The organism is Rhodococcus opacus (genome assembly GCF_012396235.1).
Classification (GTDB): domain Bacteria; phylum Actinomycetota; class Actinomycetes; order Mycobacteriales; family Mycobacteriaceae; genus Rhodococcus_F; species Rhodococcus_F opacus.
In genome coordinates this window covers 233939-250723 of record NZ_JAAXPA010000004.1, presented here as the reverse complement: position 1 = coordinate 250723, position 16785 = coordinate 233939, and the positions used below count along the sequence as shown (strand labels likewise).

The following is a 16785-nucleotide window of genomic DNA, read 5'->3' as shown; positions in this document are numbered from 1 at the left end:
GTGAGTACTTGTCAACCGCCCGCGGTTAACAAGTACTCACGGGTGGAGCAATGCGGGCCCGCACCTCGCCGAAGCCGATGCGGGTGCCGTTCGGGCCCGGTGCGGTGGCGGAGATGGCGATCTCGTCGCCGTCCTCGAGGAACGTGCGCTTCTCGTCCCCCACGACGACGGGTTCCTGTCCACCCCAGGTCAGTTCGATGAACGCGCCGCGCTGATCCTTCTCGGGTCCGGAGATGGTGCCCGACGCGAACAGGTCGCCCGTGCTGGCGGCGGCGCCGTTGACGGTGGTGTGGGCGAGCATCTGCGCCGGCGACCAGTACATCTGCGCGTACGGCGGACGCGACACGACGTGTCCGTTCCATTCGACGGCCAGGTCGATGTCCAGGCCCCACTTCTCCTCGCCGCGCAGGTACGGCAGCGGCTGCGGATCCTGCGTCGGGGTGTCGATGCGGGCCGCCTCGAGCGCGTCGAGGGGAACCACCCACGGGGAGATGGACGTCGCGAAGCTCTTCCCGAGGAACGGGCCGAGCGGCACGTACTCCCAGGCCTGGATGTCGCGGGCTGACCAGTCGTTCACGACGACCGCGCCGAACACGTGCTCCGCGAACTGATCCGGGGTGATCGTCTCCCCCAGTTTCGTCGGGACGCCGACGAGGAATCCCATCTCGGCCTCGATGTCGAGGCGGCGGGACGGACCGAAGTCGGGGGCGTCCTGAGCCGGGGTCTTGCGCTGCCCGCAGGGCCGGATGACGTCGATGCCCGACACGATGACGGTGCTCGACCGCCCGTGGTACCCGACCGGCAGGTGCTTCCAGTTGGGCATCAGAGGCTCGGAGTCGGGGCGGAACAGTCGGCCGAGGTTGGTGGCGTGATTCTCGGAGGCGTAGAAGTCGACGTAGTCGGCGACGGCCACCGGCAGGTGCATCGTCACGTCCTCGACGGCGAACACCGCGGTGTCGGCGACGTCGCCCTGCACGAGTTCGGTGATCTGCCTGCGGACCTCGGTCCAGCGGGCCCGGCCCTGCGCCATGAAGGCGTTGAGGGTGGGCTGCGCGAAGACGTCGTCACCCAGGGCGGCGGCGAGATCCACGACGGAATCTCCCACCCGCACTCCGACCCGTGGGGCCGAGTCGGCGGTCGAGAACACGCCGTACGGCAGGTTCTCGATCCCGAAGAGGGAATCGGCGGGGATGTCGAGGACGGTCATGCGTGGGCTCCTTGATCTGCGGAGGCGAGGGCGGAAGACGGCACGAGGTTCAGTGCGACGAGATCCTCGAGGGGTTCGAGGATGCTGCACGTGCCGAAGGATCGGAAGGCGGTGCGAACGGCGCCGACGACGTCGGCCGGGAGGTCGCGCAGTGCGCGGGCGAGCAGTGCGCCGTCACGTTCGGCGAGGGTGGCGGCCACCTCGTCGACACCGGCGCCGCCGAGTGCGTGCCGGGTGGCGAGCAGCACGTTGAGGAAACCGTGCTGTTCGAATCCCGTGTGCGGATCGGTGTTGCGGACGGCGTGGTGCAGCCCGGCTGTGGCCTTGAACGGAACGCCCGACGCGATGACGGTGGCGAGGGCGGACGCGAGTTCGTCCTCGTCCGGGTAGGCCTCGGCGACCACGCCTCCCGTGCGGAACTTCGCGGCGAACTGGCTACCGGTCAGCGCGGCGAGGAAATCGGCGCGACGCTCGCCGCGCGGAACCTCCACGAACACGTCGAGTCCGGCGGTCAGCGTCTCGACGGCGTCCATCGCGGCGAAGAACTCCGCGGCCGTCTGCTCGGCCGGGACCGCGATCTCGAGTGCCACCGCGGTGGCACCGTCGATCTGCGCGAGGCGGTCCAGTGCGGGTTCGAGCGTGGCCGGGCCGCCGGGCAGTGTCAGGCTCAGATCGAGCGGACCAGGTGTCAGTTCGTCGAGCCGGGCGACGGGAAAGACGAAGGGGCCGACCAGATCCGCGTACGGCGCCGACAAATGCCTGGCGTGCGCGGGCACGGCGTCGGGCAGGGGTGCGTTACCGGGCGGGAAGAGTGCGGCGTCGTCGCAGAGGCCGGCGAAGAGGGCGGAGATCACTGCTTGGGCCCCCGTCCTGCCCACGTCCACGCGTAGCCCGAGTCCTCGCAGGCCACTGCACCCTCGCCGAGTTCGAGCGGGCGGAACGTGTCGACCATGACGGCGAGTTCGTCGAAGAACTCGGCCCCGATGCTGCGTTCGTACGCGCCCGGCTGCGGACCGTGCGCATGCCCGCCGGGGTGAATCGAGATCGAACCCTGGCCGATGCCGGAACCCTTGCGCGCCTCGTAGTCTCCGCCGACGTAGAACATGATCTCGTCGGAGTCGACGTTCGAGTGGTAGTACGGCACCGGAATCGACAGCGGGTGGTAGTCGACCTTGCGGGGCACGAAGTTGCAGATGACGAAGTTGTTGCCCTCGAACGCCTGATGCGCCGGCGGCGGCTGGTGCACGCGACCGGTGATGGGCTCGTAGTCGGAGATGTTGAACGTGTAGGGGTAGAGGCACCCGTCCCAGCCCACGACGTCGAAGGGATGCTGCGGGTACACCATTCGCGTGCCGACGATCCCGTGCGACGTGCGGTGCTTGACGAGCACCTCCACGTCGGCGCCCTCGACCTGCAACGTGTCGGACGGCCCGTGCAGGTCGCGCTCGCAGTAGGGTGCGTTCTCGAGCAACTGGCCGAACCGGGACAGGTAACGCTTCGGCGGGACGATGTGACTGTTGGCCTCCATCGCGTAGGCGCGCAACGGTTCCGGGCCGCGCGGGATCCAGCGGTGGGTGGTCGACATCGGAATGAGAACGTAGTCGCCCTGCTTCGCCTCGAGCGCGCCGAACACGGTTTCGACGGTGGCGGCGCCGGATTCGACGTAGACCATCTCGTCGCCGATCGCGTTGCGGTACAGCGGCGACTCCTTGCCGGCGACCACGTAGGAGATGCGGACGTCCGCGTTGCCGAGGATCAACCGTCGTCCGGTGACCACATCGGTGTCGGCCCAGACCGTCTCGGGGAACAGGTCGTGCAACTTCAGGTGGCGCGGCTTGAGCGGATGATTGGGAGTCGTGCTCTGGTCGGGCAGCTCCCACACGGTGGCATCGACGATCGCCGACGGGATGTGGCGGTGGTAGAGCAGTGAGGAGTCGGAGGAGAAGCCCTCTTCTCCCATCAATTCCTCGAAGTAGAGCTGACCGTTGTCGTCACGGTGCTGGGTGTGCCGCTTGGGCGGGATGTTGCCCACGTGCCGATAGAACGCCATGACCGGCCTCCCTAGAAGTGCGTGTTCCGTAGTAGTAAACACATTAACTAAATTGCGGGCGTGATAGCAAGCACAGATTTTCCGGGAGGCACAGCAGGCTCAGTTACGACCGCGGACGTCGAACTGGCTGCGATTGGTGATCAGCTTGTCCAGCAGCATGACGAGAATGCGCTGCTCCGGTTCGGTGAGAACACTCGCCCAGGCATGTTCCCGCTCGTTCTGCTCACGGTAGATCTCACCGATCTCGCTCCGGCCCTTCTCGGTGAGCGACAGCTGGACGGACCGGCCGTCCCGCTCGTCCGGAGTCCGCTCCATCAGACCGCCACCGACCAGCGTCTTCGTCAGATTCGAGACCGCAGCCCTGCTCATGCCGGTGAGTTTGGCCGCCGTCTTCGACTCGACGGGGCCGGCCAGCCACGTCACGAACATCAGCCGGAACGCCGACCACGACAGCCCGCGCGGACGGTGAATCGACGACTCCAGGTCGTACGTCACCACGTTCGACGCGCGGTTCAACGTCAGAAGCACCTGGGTGGCGAGTTCGTGCGTCGAGCCGTATTCCGTGCTCAGGCGCCTGTTCGCCAGTTCGATGAACGACCAGAAGTCGAGGCCGTCGGGCACCTCGACGGGCACCGGCGCTGCGTCATCGGTCATGGGGGAACCCTATCGCGAGCCGGTGGCGGGCCCAGTGCCCGCCATCTCCGCATTTAGTATATCCATGAACTATATGCCTTCGGCCTGTGAGTACTTATTAACGCCCGGCGGTTAAGAAGTACTCACGGGCGCGTCAGCGCTCGTAGCCCTTCCGCATGTCGTCGACGATGCGCGGGCGGTCGAGGGTGGAGGGCTCGAGTTCGCGGCGGGGACGGTCGCGCGGGAAGATCGCGGACGCGGCGAGGGTCGGCTCGTCGAGGAAGCGCAGTTCGGGGACGTCGCGGGGTAGGCGCAGGGCCGGCGGTTCGGGTCCGCGCCGGGCGAGGACGTAACCCCAGTCCCCGAAACTCGGCACCAGCACGTGGTACGGCGTGACGGCCAGACCCGCGGACGCGACCGTCGATGTGGTGCGCCAGTACGCGTCCGGCGTCGAATAGGGGCTTCCCGACTGCACCACCATCAGTCCGCCGGGGTTCAGGGCGGCGGCGGCGAGACCGTAGAACTCGGTGGAGTACAGGCGTCCGAGCGCCGGGGTGTCCGGGTCGGGGAGGTCGACGATGACGGCGTCGAATCCCGAGTCGGGTGCGTCGCGTAGCCACCGGAATGCGTCGTCGAGGACGACGTGCACCCGCGGGTCCTGCAATGCCCCCTGATTCAGCCCGGACAACCGGGTGTTCGCGAGTTCGACGACCGCAGGGTCGAGTTCCACCTGCACGATCTCCTGGACCCCGGGCAGTCGCAGGACCTCCCGGGCGGCGAGGCCGTCGCCCCCGCCGAGGATCAGCACCCGTTTCGGGTCGGCGGCCATCGCGGGGTATACCAGCGATTCGGTGTACCGATGTTCGTCGACGCTGGAGAACTGGAGGTCGCCGTCGAGGAAGAGCCGCACGTCTCCCCCGCGCTCGGTGACGACGATCTCCTGGTACTGCGACCTTTCCGCGGCGACCACCGGGTCGGTGTAGAGCCGTTGCCGCGACGTGGTCTCGATGCCGTCGGCGCGCACCAGCAGCACCGCGATGCATGCGGCGGCGACGAGCATTGCCACGACGGCGAGCAGCCGGGTGCGCAGGCTCAGCTGCCACCGCAGCAGGATCAGCGCCACCACCGCGGCGGCAACGAGGTTGATGATGCCGGTGATGGCGGCGCCGCGGATCATCCCGGCGACCGGTAGCAGGACGAACGGCCAGAGCAGGCCCCCGACCAGGGCGCCTGCGTAGTCGGCGGCGTTGAGGTTTGCCAGCACTTTTCCGGTGCTCTCGGCGTCGGTGTCGCTGCGGCCCGACTGCAGCAGCGTCATCAGCAGCGGCACCTCGGCGCCCACCAGCACACCGATCAGTGCGGTGGCGAGCACCAGAACGATTGCGCTGGAACCGAAGAACGTAAAGGTGACGTACAGCGTCACCGCGCTGAACCCGCCGACGAGCCCGAGGACGATCTCGACGACCACGAACGACGCGGCCGCGGTGGAGAGCAGCGGCTTGGCGGCGAGGGCCCCCACTCCGAGTGCGGCCACGAAACCCGCGACGATCAGCGACGTCTGGGTGATCCCGCCGCCGGTCAGACTGACCGACAGTGTCAGCAGAGCCAGTTCGTAGATCAGCCCGCACGCCGCACAGGCTGCCACCGCGGCGAGCAGGAACGCCCTGGCCCGCCCGCCGAGTGCGCGGGTGGTGGAGGAATTCGGCTCTGCCGCTGTGGTCGTCACGAGATCAGGTGAGTGCGGCGGCGTTCACGAGGCCGATGGCGAAGAGGCTCGCACCGACCGCCCAGGCGGCACCGCACATCTGCGGGTTCCCGACCAGACCGACGAGTTGCCCCGGCAACAGCAGGTTCATCAGGCGCAGCGCGATGACCTGCAGCAGCACACCGAAGAGGCCGTAGACCGCGGAGTCGGCGAGTCCCTGCGCGAATCCGTCGGAACTGGTGAGGATCGCCGTGACCACGACGACGGCGAGGGCGAGATGGTTCGACGCCAGCAGGATTGCCGCGTTGGGGTTCTTGTCGACGTACACCTGGTGCCGGAGATTGCCGGGGGTGGCGAGGTCGAGTACCGCGAAGCCGACTCCGAGGACGGCGATGCCGATGACGAAGTACGCCAGGGTGCCGAGCATGCCGACGGCGAGCAGTCCGACGTCGACGCTGCCGATTTCCGTTGCTGCCGCCGTGTAGGTGGTGTTCACGCGCTTCTCCCCAGTCGAGTGTTCTCTGTCATTTCGCGCTCCCGGATCCGCCGCTGCCGCTGGCGCCGCCTGCCGGTGAACCGGGGTTGAAACCGGGCCCCAGATAGGCGAACCCGCCACTCCTGTACCGGCCGTCGATGTCTTCGACGCGGACGAGGCTGCCGCCACCCGGCCCGGCGCTGACCGTGACGATGTCGTCGTCGTAGCGCAGGTATTCGCTGCCGCCGTCGGCCTTCCGCGCCGCCGGGTCCTCTTCGGCGACGATGTTCGAGACGGTCGTCCCCACGGGGTCGTTCGACGTGTACGTCTTCGCGTCGTCCGCGGTGTTCTGCAGGGCGTAGGTGTCGGCGATGTAGTCGCGGACGCCGCCGCCGCACGCGGTCGCGGCCAACACCAGGAGCAGCATCGGGGCGAGCCGCACGCGCGCACTGAACCGGCTCACGGCTGCCACCTGCTTCGAGTTTTCACGATCACCCCGCCTTTGTCTCCTGGGTACAGATGCCAGGTCTGCCAGACCCATCCGCCCGAGTCTTTGGCCGCCGTGAGCGCGGTCAGCGCGGTGTGGTCACCGGGGAACGCCCCGCAGATCCACCCGTCCACCTCGGTGGCCTGACGCCGCAGCCAGTCGGCGGTCTGCTCGAGGTGGGTGCGGTCGACGGTGTCGGTGGTCGAGTGGAACCGGTACCCGCTCGCGCTGTCGGATATGGGCAGCGGCCTGCCGCCTGCCTGGACCGCGTCGCACGAGACCTGTTCGGTGATTCGGCTGCCCGCCGCGGACGCCGTCACCGCGTGCGACGCCCCGAGAACCGCGAGTGTCACTCGGTCGTCACCGTGCGTGATGGTGAGTTCGGCCAGCGGGCGCGGTGTTTCGGCGTTCACGACGAGACCGAGCGCCTCGGCCGTCACATCGCGCGACTCGATGTCGAGGACGTGCAGTGTCACTGCGGCGGACCGGAATGGATCACGGTGAGTTCACCGCGCGTGACGGCACGGCCCGTGGAGACCTCCCACGACTGCGTTCGCGCCCAGCGCTCGAAGGACAGCAGGCCGGTCTTGTCGGCCGTCTCGTAGTCGGCGTAGTCGACGATGCCCTGAGGTGCGGTTCCGGTGGTGCCTTCCGCGGTGAACGACGCGGTGCCGCGCTCGATCTGCCGATGCACCCTGTCGTCGAGGATCACGTCACCGCCCGGTTCGAGGCCCGTGCCCTCGCGGCGCATCCACAGCGTCATGTCGAGGTTCCCCTCGTCGTTCTCGACGGTCAGCCACCGCTGACCGGTCGACCCGTCGAGGAGGTGTTCGTGCCAGATGTATCCCTCTTCGTCGAGGGTGATGGTGCCGCGCACGACGTGATCGATTCCGGCGTACGTGATGATGTCGCCGACTCCGATCTTGTACGGGTCGTAGACCTCCGGGTAGTCGGCGAGCGGATCGACCCGGGCAGCAGGAGTGGACTTCTTCCCGGCCCGATTTCGCAGGATCAGCACGATGCCCACGATCACGACGACGATCAGCAGCAGTAACAGCAGCGTGGTCAACAGTCTCTCCTGGTCAGCGGCTTCGGCACGGGAGGCCAGTGCCCGGCCCCCACCGCTCAGTCACCTTACTGTGCGCCGCGCACCCAGACACCTAGCGATTGCAGAGCCTGGTAGCAAAGGCTAGCCTAACCGAACGCGCGAGCGGTGGAGCGGAGCGCTGTCGTTCACCGAGATTCGCACGGCATTCGCCCAGACGTCGACAAGACCGACAGTGAGGAACCATATGGCCATCCCCCCCATTTCGACCTACACGATCCCGGAGATCCACGAGGTCTCCGAATCGAAGGTGTCCTGGCGCCTCGACCCTCGGCGTTCCGCACTGCTGGTCCACGACATGCAGAACTACTTCATCGACGCGTACGACGTGCGTGCGGAGCCGATGTCTACTGCGATGGCGAACATGGTCCGGATCCGCGAACTGTGCTCGGAAGCCGGAATTCCCGTGATCTACACGATGCAGCCGGGCGACCAGCATCCGTCGCGTCGCGGCATCCTCGCCGACTTCTGGGGCCCCGGATTGACGTCGGGTCGGGACACCGAGGTGGTCGAGCCGCTCGCTCCCCGCGAGGGCGACATCCAGGTGACCAAATGGCGGTATTCGGCGTTCCAGCGCACCGACCTCCGGCAGCTGCTCGGCCACCACGGCCGCGACCAGCTGATCGTCACGGGCGTCTACACGCACATGGGCTGCATGTTGAGTGCCGCCGAGGCGTTCATGTCGGACGTGCAGCCGTTCCTAGTCTCCGACGCGACCGCGGATTTCAGCCGTGCCGAGCACCTCATGGCGCTCACCTATGCGGCGAAGCGCTGCGGTTCGGTGACCACCACGGATGCGCTGGTCGCCGCGCTCTCCCCGCTACAAGTCAGCTGAGTCGACCCGAAGCCCACACTCCGGCAGTCGGATCACCACAATCGATGTGGTTAGGCTAACCTGACACGCTGAGTAGCTGAAAGCCCGGAATCCCCACGCCCGAAAGCCGAAAGCATCAGGAGTGCCTGTTCGATGTCCCTTTCGATCTCGTCGCCGTCCACCCCGCAGACCGGGGAGGGCATGGCCGACGTCTGCTTGACCGCCGCCCAGCGCGAGCTGTGGGCCGGGCACCATCTCGACCCGACCCGATCGGCGTTCACCACGGCCGAATACGTGGAGGTCGCCGCCCCCGTCGACATCGACGCTCTCGGCGCGGCGGTACGCACGGTGATCGAGGAGGCCGAGGTGCTCTCGGTCCGATTCGAGGCCGAACCCGGTGCCGATTCGGCCGACGTCGTCCAGGTGCACGATCGTCGCCACGCCCCCGAACTCGAACGTCTCCAACGCGACCGGGCCGCAGCCCTGGAGTGGATGCGCGAGGACGTGCGCCGACCGCTCGACTTCGACTCCGCTCCCCTCGTGCGTACGGCACTGATCACGACCGAATCCGGTGTGCTCTGGTACCTCCGCGCCCCGCACGCGTTGCTCGATGCCTACGGGTATTCGCTGCTCACCCGCCGCGTCGCGGCGCTGTACGCGGCCCGGCTCGCGGGCACGGAACCCCGGCCCGCCAAGTTCCCCTCGTTGCGGGCGCACGTCCAGGCGGCACGGGAATTCGATGCCGCGACCCCCGACATCGACGCGCCGCACGACGCTTCCCGTCCGGCCGGATTCAGCGACACCGTGCGCCGGCCCGTCCCCGACCCGCATCGCTGCACGCTCGCGATCGAGCCCGCGGTGGCGAAGACCCTGCGCGAGGCGGCCACCGCGCAGGCGACGACGTGGGCCGAGGCGGTCTATGCGGCCGCGGCCGCCTACCTCGGCGCCCACACGGGAGCGGAAGAAGTCCGGCTCCGCGTGCCGGTTCTGGCCCGGCAGGGCATCGAGCTGGCGTCGCCCGTGACGGCCACGAACATTGTGCCGCTCCGCATTCCGTTCGACGCGCGACCGACGTTCGCCGGCGTGATCGACAGAGTGGCCGCCGCACTGTCCGAGACCCGACCGTTCCAGCGCGTCCGGGACGCCGGGAGCCGCGCCACCGGCGGAGCGGTGGTGAACGTCAAACCGTTCGCCGCCAGAATCGCTTTCGGTCCCACGTTCGGGGCGGTGCATCAGCTCGCCACCGGTCCGGTGGAGGACGTGGTGATCTCCGTCTCGGGTGCCGGGGACGAGCTCACCCTCGAATGGGCCGGAAATCCCGAGGTCTACACGGACGACGAGATCCGGGATCACGCACACCGATTCGCGAATTACCTCCGAACCATCTCCGTGACAGCTGAACCCGTCTCCGTGGTCGACGTCTGCGCTCCGGACGAACTGGACCTGTGGCGGTCGGCGGCCGGCCTCGACCGGACCACCGGCACGGCAGCGGCGCTTCCGGACAGCATCGTCTCCGCCTTCCTCGCCCAGGCGCGCGCCCACCCGGACCGCGTCGCGGTGAACGATCTGTCGTACCGGGAACTCTCGAGTCGCAGCGCCGCCCTGGCCCGGCAACTGAGGTCGGCCGGCGCCGGCCGCGGCACGGTCGTGGCCGTCAGCCTCCCCCGCGGCACCGATCTGATCGTCGCTGTCCTCGCGATTCTCCGCAGCGGCGCGACCTACCTGCCGATCGATCCGTCCTCCCCGGCCGAACGCGCGCGGTTCATCCTGCGGGACACGCAGCCGTCGCTGGGAATCGGATCCGCCGACCTGCTCGGCGACCTCCCGCGAGTCGAGGAGGACTCGGCACAGTCCGAGTCCGGCGAACTCGAGAACGCCGTGCAGGCGGACGACATCGCGTACATCATCTACACGTCCGGATCCACCGGCGTCCCCAAGGGCGTTCCGATTCCGCACCGTAACGTGCTGCGGCTGTTCGACGTATCCCGCGAATGGTTCACGTTCACCGAGGACGACTGCTGGCCCCTGCTGCACTCGTACGCGTTCGACTTCTCCGTCTGGGAGATCTGGGGCGCGCTGCTGCACGGCGGCCGCCTCGTCACAGTCGACGAGGCCACCCTGACGTCACCGGCCGACCTCGCCGCGCTCCTCGTCGACGAGGGTGTCACGGTGCTGAACCAGACGCCGTCCGCGTTCGGGCATCTCGTCGACGCCCTCGTCCGCGCGGACTCGTTCGACCGACTGCGACTGCGGTACGTCGTGTTCGGCGGTGAGGCTCTCGACCCCGCCGTCCTGCGCGCCTGGTTCGCCGCGACCGGTCCGGATGCGGGAACCGAACTGGTCAACATGTACGGAATCACCGAGACCACCGTGCACGTCACCGCCACGAAGGTCACTGCCGCCGACGTGGTGGACATCGGGGTTCCGCTCGGCGACCTCCGCACGTATGTCCTCGGGCCGGGCCTGCGTCCGGTGCCGCCCGGCGTGACCGGCGAGATCTACGTGTCCGGTCCCGGACTGTCCCCGGGCTACCTCGGGCGTCCCGGCCTGACGTCGGGACGGTTCGTCGCCGACCCGTTCGCGCCCGGCGGGACGCGGATGTACCGCACCGGCGACCTCGCACGGTACGACGCGACCGGCGCGCTCCACTACCACGGCCGGATCGACGACCAGATCCAATTGCGCGGTTATCGTGTCGAACTCGGCGAGATCGGCGCCGCGATGACCGCGGTGCCCGACGTGCAGGCGGCGGTGGCCACGGTGCACGAGCAGGCCGGCGGCGACCAGCGCATCGTCGGATACGTCGTTCCCCGGCCGGGCGGCGAGCACGACGCCGTCGAGGAGCAGGTGCGGGCGCACCTGGTCCGCTCCCTTCCCGGGTACATGACGCCGTCCGCACTGGTGATGCTCGACCGCTTGCCGTTGACCCACAACGGCAAGGTCGACAGGGACGCGCTGCCCGCCCCCCGTTGGCTCGGACAGGCCGGCGACACACCGCGGACCGACACCGAAGCCCGGATCCTCCCCCTGTTCACCTCGGTGCTCGGCGCCGAGCAGGTCGGTGTCCACGACGACTTCTTCGCACTCGGCGGGAACTCCCTCCTCGCCGCCGCTCTCGTGTCCGCAATCACCGCGGAACTGGGTGTGCCACTGCGGGTTGCCACGGTCTTCGAGAATCCCACTGTGGCCGCTGTGGCCGCGCAACTGGAGGACGCCGGCGAGCCGGTGTCGGCGAGCAGGCCGTCCCCGCGGGGCCTCCCCGAGGGCACGCCGGTGCCGTTGTCGCCCGCGCAGGAACGCCTGTGGTTCCTCGACAGCGCGGCCGGCGGCGGAACGTACCTGCTGGCGCTGGCCGTCGATTTCGGGGAAGGCCTCGAACCCGACGCCCTGTCAGCGGCGCTCGCGGACGTCGTGACCCGGCACCAGTCGTTGCGGACGGTGTTCCCCCTCGTCGACTCGGTGCCCCACCAGGTCGTCCTTCCCGCCGGAGACGCGAAGGTCCGGCTCGAACGAGTCGACAACGTCGGCAACATCGAGGGACACATCGCGGCGATGACGACGGTGGGTCTCGGGCTCACCGACCAGCCGCCGCTGCGCGCGGTGCTGTACGAACCGCAGTACACACTGGTCCTGTTGATGCACCACATCATCGGCGACGAGTGGTCGCAGTCGAAACTCCTCGACGATCTCGCCTTCGCGTACAACGCCCGCCGCATCGGACGGGCGCCGGAGTTCACGCCGCTGCCGTTGCAGTGCCCGGACGTCGCCGTGTGGCAGCGCGAACGCATCGGCGTCGGCGACGACGACGCGACCCTGTTGTTGACCGGCCAACTCGACTACTGGCGTGAGCAACTCGCCGGTCTGCCACTCGAACTGGGCTGGCGCACCGACCGCCCCCGACCCGCCCTGCCCACCAACCGCGGCGCGAGCGTCCACCGCACGCTGTCGCCGTCGCTGCACGCGGCCGTCGAGTCGCTCGCTGCCGAGCGGCGCGCGAGCTTCTTCATGATCGTGCACGCCGCCGTGGCCGTGCTGCTCGAAAGGCTGGGCGCCGGCGAGGACATCGCCCTGGGCGTGCCCGTCGCGGGTCGTAGTCATCCCGACCTCGACGCCATGGTGGGCTGCTTCGTCAACACGGTGGTCCTGCGGACCGACGTCTCGGGCGACCCGACGTTCGACGAACTGCTGGACCGGGTCAGGGCCGTCGACCTCGACGCCGTGGACCACGCCGACGTGCCGTTCAACCGGATCGTCGAACTCGTCAATCCCCCACGGTCGTCGGCCCGCCATCCCCTGTTTCAGGTGATGCTGTCGCACTGGAAGCAGGAAGGTGCGGCGGAGCGATTCGCCGGGACCACCGCCTCGGTGCGGATGCTCGACGCGACGACCGCGAAGTTCGATCTGGCGCTGCGCTTCCAGGAACGCCCGGACAGTGGCGGCGTCGACGTGATGTTCGAGTACTCCACCGAACTCTTCGATGCCGCGACCGTCGAATCCTTCGCGGACCGCCTCGCCGTGGTGATCGAGCGGCTCGTCGCGAACCACGAGCAGCGGATCGCCCGGCTCGACATCCTGACCCCGCAGGAGCGGGCCCGGGTGCTCGGCGAATGGTCCCACGCGACGCACTCCATCCCGGCCCGCACGTTCGACGAGTACTTCTCCGCGCAGGTGGCGCAGACACCCGACGCCGAGGCCGTCGCCGTCGGTGCGAGCGTGCGGCCCGCGGTCTCCCTCACCTACCGGCAGCTCGACGAACGGGCGAACCGGATTGCCCGCCTGCTGATCTCGCGTGGTGCCGGTCCCGGTGACGTGGTCGCGCTCGCACTCGACCGCTCCGCCGAGCTGATCGTCAGCGTTCTCGCCGTGCTGAAGAGCGGTGCCGCGTACCTTCCCGTCGACCCCACCTACCCGGCCGACCGGATCGCGCACATGCTCGCCGACGGCGCACCGGTCGCGATCCTCACGTCCTCCGTCGGTGTGCCCGACCGCACCCCGCTGGGCACCGACGTGCCCATTCTCGACCTGGACGATCCGGATCTGCAGGCCCTGATCGACGCCCAGCCGGTCACCGGCCCCACGGACGCCGACCGGAGCAGGCCGCTGCAACTCGACGACGCCGCGTATCTCATCTACACGTCCGGATCGACGGGGGTGCCGAAGGGCGTCGTCGTTCCCCACCTGGGCATCGCGGATCTGCTGTCGCTGCAGTCGGACGTGATCGGCATGGACCACAACACTCGTGCGCTCCACTTCTCGTCCATCAGCTTCGACCTCGCGTTCTGGCAGATCATGTGGGGCGTGCTTTCGGGCGGAACGCTGGTGGTCGCGACGGACGCCGACCGCATCCCCGGTGAGCCGCTCGCCCGCGTCATCAACGAACACGACGTGAACTTCGTCGGCGTGCCACCGTCTTTCGCCGCCGCGTTCCCGCCCGAGCATCCCATCCCGGACGGCGTCGACCTGATGCTCGGTGCCGAGAAGCTCACACCCCAGCTGATCGAGCGGTACGCACCCGGACGCCGGCTGTTCAACGCGTACGGACCGACCGAGTGCACGGTCAACGCCACCCTGGCTCTCGTCGAACCGGGACACGAAGGTCCGGTCCCCATCGGCGTCGTCGATCCCGGCAAGCACGCGTACGTCCTGGACCACGCACTGCGGCCGGTGCCTCCGGGCGTGTCCGGCGAGCTGTATCTCGCGGGCGACAGCGTCACCCGGGGATACCGCAACCAGAGCCCCAAGACGGCGGAACGTTTCATCGCCGACCCGTTCGCGGAGCCGGGCACTCGCATGTACCGGACGTCGGATGTGGTGTGGTGGGGCCGGGACGGTCAGATCTATTTCGCCGGTCGCGCCGATTCCCAGGTCAAGGTGCGCGGATTCCGCATCGAACTCAACGAGATCGAGGCCGTGCTGTCCGGTGCCCCGGACGTCGAGCACATCGTCGTCGTGGTCCGCGAGGACCGCCCGGGCGATCAGCGGCTGGTCGCGTACGCCACGTCGGTGCCGGGCGGCCGGATCGACCCCGACCAGTTGCACCGCCGCGCCGCCAGCCGGCTGCCGGACTACATGATCCCGGCCGCGTTCATCGCCGTCGACGAGTTCCCCACCCTCCCCAACGGCAAGCTCGACCAGTCGTCTCTTCCCGTTCCGCACCTGTCACTGCAGGTGTCCGAGCGCGGGCCGCGCACGGCGCGCGAAGAGGTGCTGTGCCAGTTGTTCGCCGAGGCTCTCGGTATCGAGCGGGTGGGCATCGACGACAGTTTCTTCGACCTCGGCGGCCACTCGCTGATGGCGGCCGGATTGATGAGCGCGATCTCGAAGCGGCTGTCCGTCACCGCGACGGTGGCCTCGCTGTTCGCCGCGCCGACGGTGGCCCAGCTGGCCGGCCGTCTCGACGACGATCACGACGCCGACGCGCTGGCCGTCCTGCTGCCGTTCCGCACCGAGGGGTCCGAGCCGCCGGTGTTCTGCTTCCACCCCGCCGGCGGAATCAGCTGGGGCTACTCGGGCCTGCTGCGGCACATCGACGACGACTACCCGCTGTACGGCGTGCAGGCGTCCAACCTGTCGACGTCCACGCGGCCGCCGGAAACGCTCGAGGACATGGCCGCCGAATACATCGAGCACATGCGGACCGTGCAGCCGAAGGGCCCCTACCACCTGCTCGGATGGTCGCTGGGCGGCGTCGTCGCGCACGCCATCGCCGGTGCACTGCAGAACCAGGGGGAGGAACTCGGCATGCTCGTCATGCTCGACTCCTTCCCGTCGGACGCGTGGGCCTCGATGCCGACGGAGCAGGACGCGCTCGCCGCGCTGCTCTACATGGTCGGCTACGACCCGGAACCGCTCCTCGCGGATGGACTCGACCGGCAGCAGGTGATCGACATCCTGCGCGGCGAGGGCAGCGCGCTGGCCGGGATCAACGAGCACACACCGGCCGCGATGATCGACAACTTCGCGAACGCCGTGCGCCTCGAATCCGAACCCTCACAGATCGTCGTGGACTCCGACATGCTCTTCTTCACTGCGGCCAGGAATCCTGCGACCGCGGCGACGTACGACTTGTGGCGGCCCTACCTGACCGGCTGCATCGTCAACCACGACCTCGACTGCGAGCACAAGGACATGACTCAGCCCCGTTGGATCGGCGAAGTCGGCTCCGTCGTGAACGAGGCCCTCGCCTCGTTCCGCTCGCGCATGAACCCCATCAACAAAGAACAGGGAGATCGATGAAAACGTCCGGAAGATACTGGCGTAGAGCCGGAATCGTGATGATGGCGGCAACCGCGCTGTTCGCGGGTGCCTGCAGCGAGTCGAATACCGACTCGACCGACGCGGCGGGATCCGCCACCGGACAGGCCGACGCGTCGGCCTTCCCCGTGTCGATTCCGTCGGCGCTCGGCACCGCGGAGATCACGGAGGCCCCGGAACGTGTCGTCACGCTCGGCTGGGGCAGCGAGGACGCGGCACTGTCGCTCGGCGTCGTGCCCGTCGCCGTGCAGAACATGAAGTCGGACACGGGAACCGACGACGGCCTGCTGCCGTGGTCGCGGGCGAAACTCGAAGAGCTCGACCCGAACGCGGAACCCACGTTGCTGACGGCGTCGAGCAAGGAGATGCCGTACGAGCAGATCGCGGCACTCGCCCCCGACGTGATCCTGGCCGTGCACTCGGGCGTGAACCAGGAACAGTACGACAAGCTCTCGGCCATCGCCCCCACCGTGGCCTACCCGGAACGTCGCTGGGCCACCAGCTGGGAAGACCAGATCACCACCGTCGGCAAGGCCCTCGGCCGGTCGGCACAGGCCGAGGCACTGGTGACCCAGACGCAGGACACCCTGGCGCAGGCGAAGTCGCAGCACCCCGAGTTCGCCGGGAAGACGGTGGCATTCGGTAGCGGCACCGAGCCGGGGTCGTACAACTTCTACTTCGACACCGATCCTCGCCTGAAGATGCTGGCCAGCCTCGGTTTCACGGTCGATCCGCTCGCCCAGCAGTTGCGCGAGAGCAGTGACCAGACCAAGTTCGCGGCTCCCGTCAGCCTGGAATTGCTGCCGACGTACAACCCGGACGTGCTGCTCGCCTGGTACCTGTCGCCGGAGCTGCAGAACGAGGTCCAGTCGAATCCGCTGTTCGCCGGGATGAAGGCCGTGCGCGACAACGCCTACGTGGGTCTGACCGACCCGCCGCTGGTGTTCGCGTCGAGCTCACCGAACGTGCTCAGCATGCCGTGGCTGCTGGACAAGCTGCTCCCGCAGCTGTCGCAGGCCGCGAACAACGCTCAGGCCAGCTAGTTTCCACCTGAC

At 68.5% G+C, this 16785-nt stretch carries 12 protein-coding genes; 3 read left to right on the top strand and 9 right to left on the bottom strand.

Going from position 1 to position 16785, the window contains the following annotated elements; translation table 11 throughout:
- Positions 1–25 precede the first annotated feature (25 nt).
- The 9 genes from fahA to HGB39_RS07110 all read right to left on the bottom strand — a co-directional run bounded on the left by fahA (position 26) and on the right by HGB39_RS07110 (position 7626).
- On the bottom strand, positions 26–1207 hold the full coding sequence (gene fahA, locus HGB39_RS07150; protein WP_005569534.1) for a fumarylacetoacetase: 1182 nt from the start codon (positions 1205–1207) through the stop codon (positions 26–28).
- Complete coding sequence (locus HGB39_RS07145) at positions 1204–2061, bottom strand: hypothetical protein (RefSeq protein ID WP_005569533.1); 858 nt, start codon at positions 2059–2061, stop codon at positions 1204–1206. Before HGB39_RS07145 ends, fahA begins: the two co-directional genes overlap by 4 nt.
- Positions 2058–3257, bottom strand: coding sequence for a homogentisate 1,2-dioxygenase (locus tag HGB39_RS07140; protein WP_005569532.1), 1200 nt, complete (start codon positions 3255–3257; stop codon positions 2058–2060). The genes HGB39_RS07145 and HGB39_RS07140 overlap by 4 nt, the downstream gene beginning before the upstream one ends.
- Positions 3258–3356: 99 nt before the next feature.
- The gene (locus HGB39_RS07135) at positions 3357–3911 is read right to left on the bottom strand and encodes a MarR family winged helix-turn-helix transcriptional regulator (RefSeq protein ID WP_005261372.1); all 555 of its coding nucleotides are present in this window, start codon (positions 3909–3911) and stop codon (positions 3357–3359) included.
- A 133-nt stretch (positions 3912–4044) separates the two neighbouring features.
- Positions 4045–5616 (bottom strand): polyamine aminopropyltransferase, encoded by a 1572-nt coding sequence (locus tag HGB39_RS07130; RefSeq protein ID WP_005569531.1) that lies wholly within the window; start codon positions 5614–5616, stop codon positions 4045–4047.
- A gap of 4 nt (positions 5617–5620) precedes the next feature.
- Positions 5621–6091 carry a DUF350 domain-containing protein gene (locus tag HGB39_RS07125; protein WP_005251488.1) on the bottom strand — a complete coding sequence of 157 codons (471 nt, stop codon included), beginning with the start codon at positions 6089–6091 and terminating at the stop codon, positions 5621–5623.
- A gap of 28 nt (positions 6092–6119) precedes the next feature.
- A complete protein-coding gene (locus HGB39_RS07120; RefSeq protein ID WP_005569530.1) occupies positions 6120–6542 on the bottom strand; it encodes a DUF4247 domain-containing protein in 423 nt (140 codons plus the stop codon).
- On the bottom strand, positions 6530–7033 hold the full coding sequence (locus tag HGB39_RS07115) for a DUF2617 family protein (RefSeq protein ID WP_005569529.1): 504 nt from the start codon (positions 7031–7033) through the stop codon (positions 6530–6532). Before HGB39_RS07115 ends, HGB39_RS07120 begins: the two co-directional genes overlap by 13 nt.
- Positions 7030–7626, bottom strand: coding sequence for a DUF4178 domain-containing protein (locus tag HGB39_RS07110; RefSeq protein ID WP_005261361.1), 597 nt, complete (start codon positions 7624–7626; stop codon positions 7030–7032). Before HGB39_RS07110 ends, HGB39_RS07115 begins: the two co-directional genes overlap by 4 nt.
- A 223-nt stretch (positions 7627–7849) precedes the next feature.
- Here HGB39_RS07110 and HGB39_RS07105 point away from each other — a divergent pair, with 223 nt between their 5' ends.
- From HGB39_RS07105 to HGB39_RS07095, 3 genes are all read left to right on the top strand, one after another.
- Positions 7850–8497 carry an isochorismatase family protein gene (locus HGB39_RS07105; RefSeq protein ID WP_005569527.1) on the top strand — a complete coding sequence of 216 codons (648 nt, stop codon included), beginning with the start codon at positions 7850–7852 and terminating at the stop codon, positions 8495–8497.
- A 132-nt stretch (positions 8498–8629) separates the two neighbouring features.
- Complete coding sequence (locus HGB39_RS07100; protein ID WP_168442920.1) at positions 8630–15712, top strand: non-ribosomal peptide synthetase; 7083 nt, start codon at positions 8630–8632, stop codon at positions 15710–15712.
- Entirely contained in the window at positions 15709–16773 is a 1065-nt protein-coding gene (locus tag HGB39_RS07095; RefSeq protein WP_043791235.1) for an iron-siderophore ABC transporter substrate-binding protein, read from the top strand. The genes HGB39_RS07100 and HGB39_RS07095 overlap by 4 nt, the downstream gene beginning before the upstream one ends.
- Positions 16774–16785 lie beyond the last annotated feature (12 nt).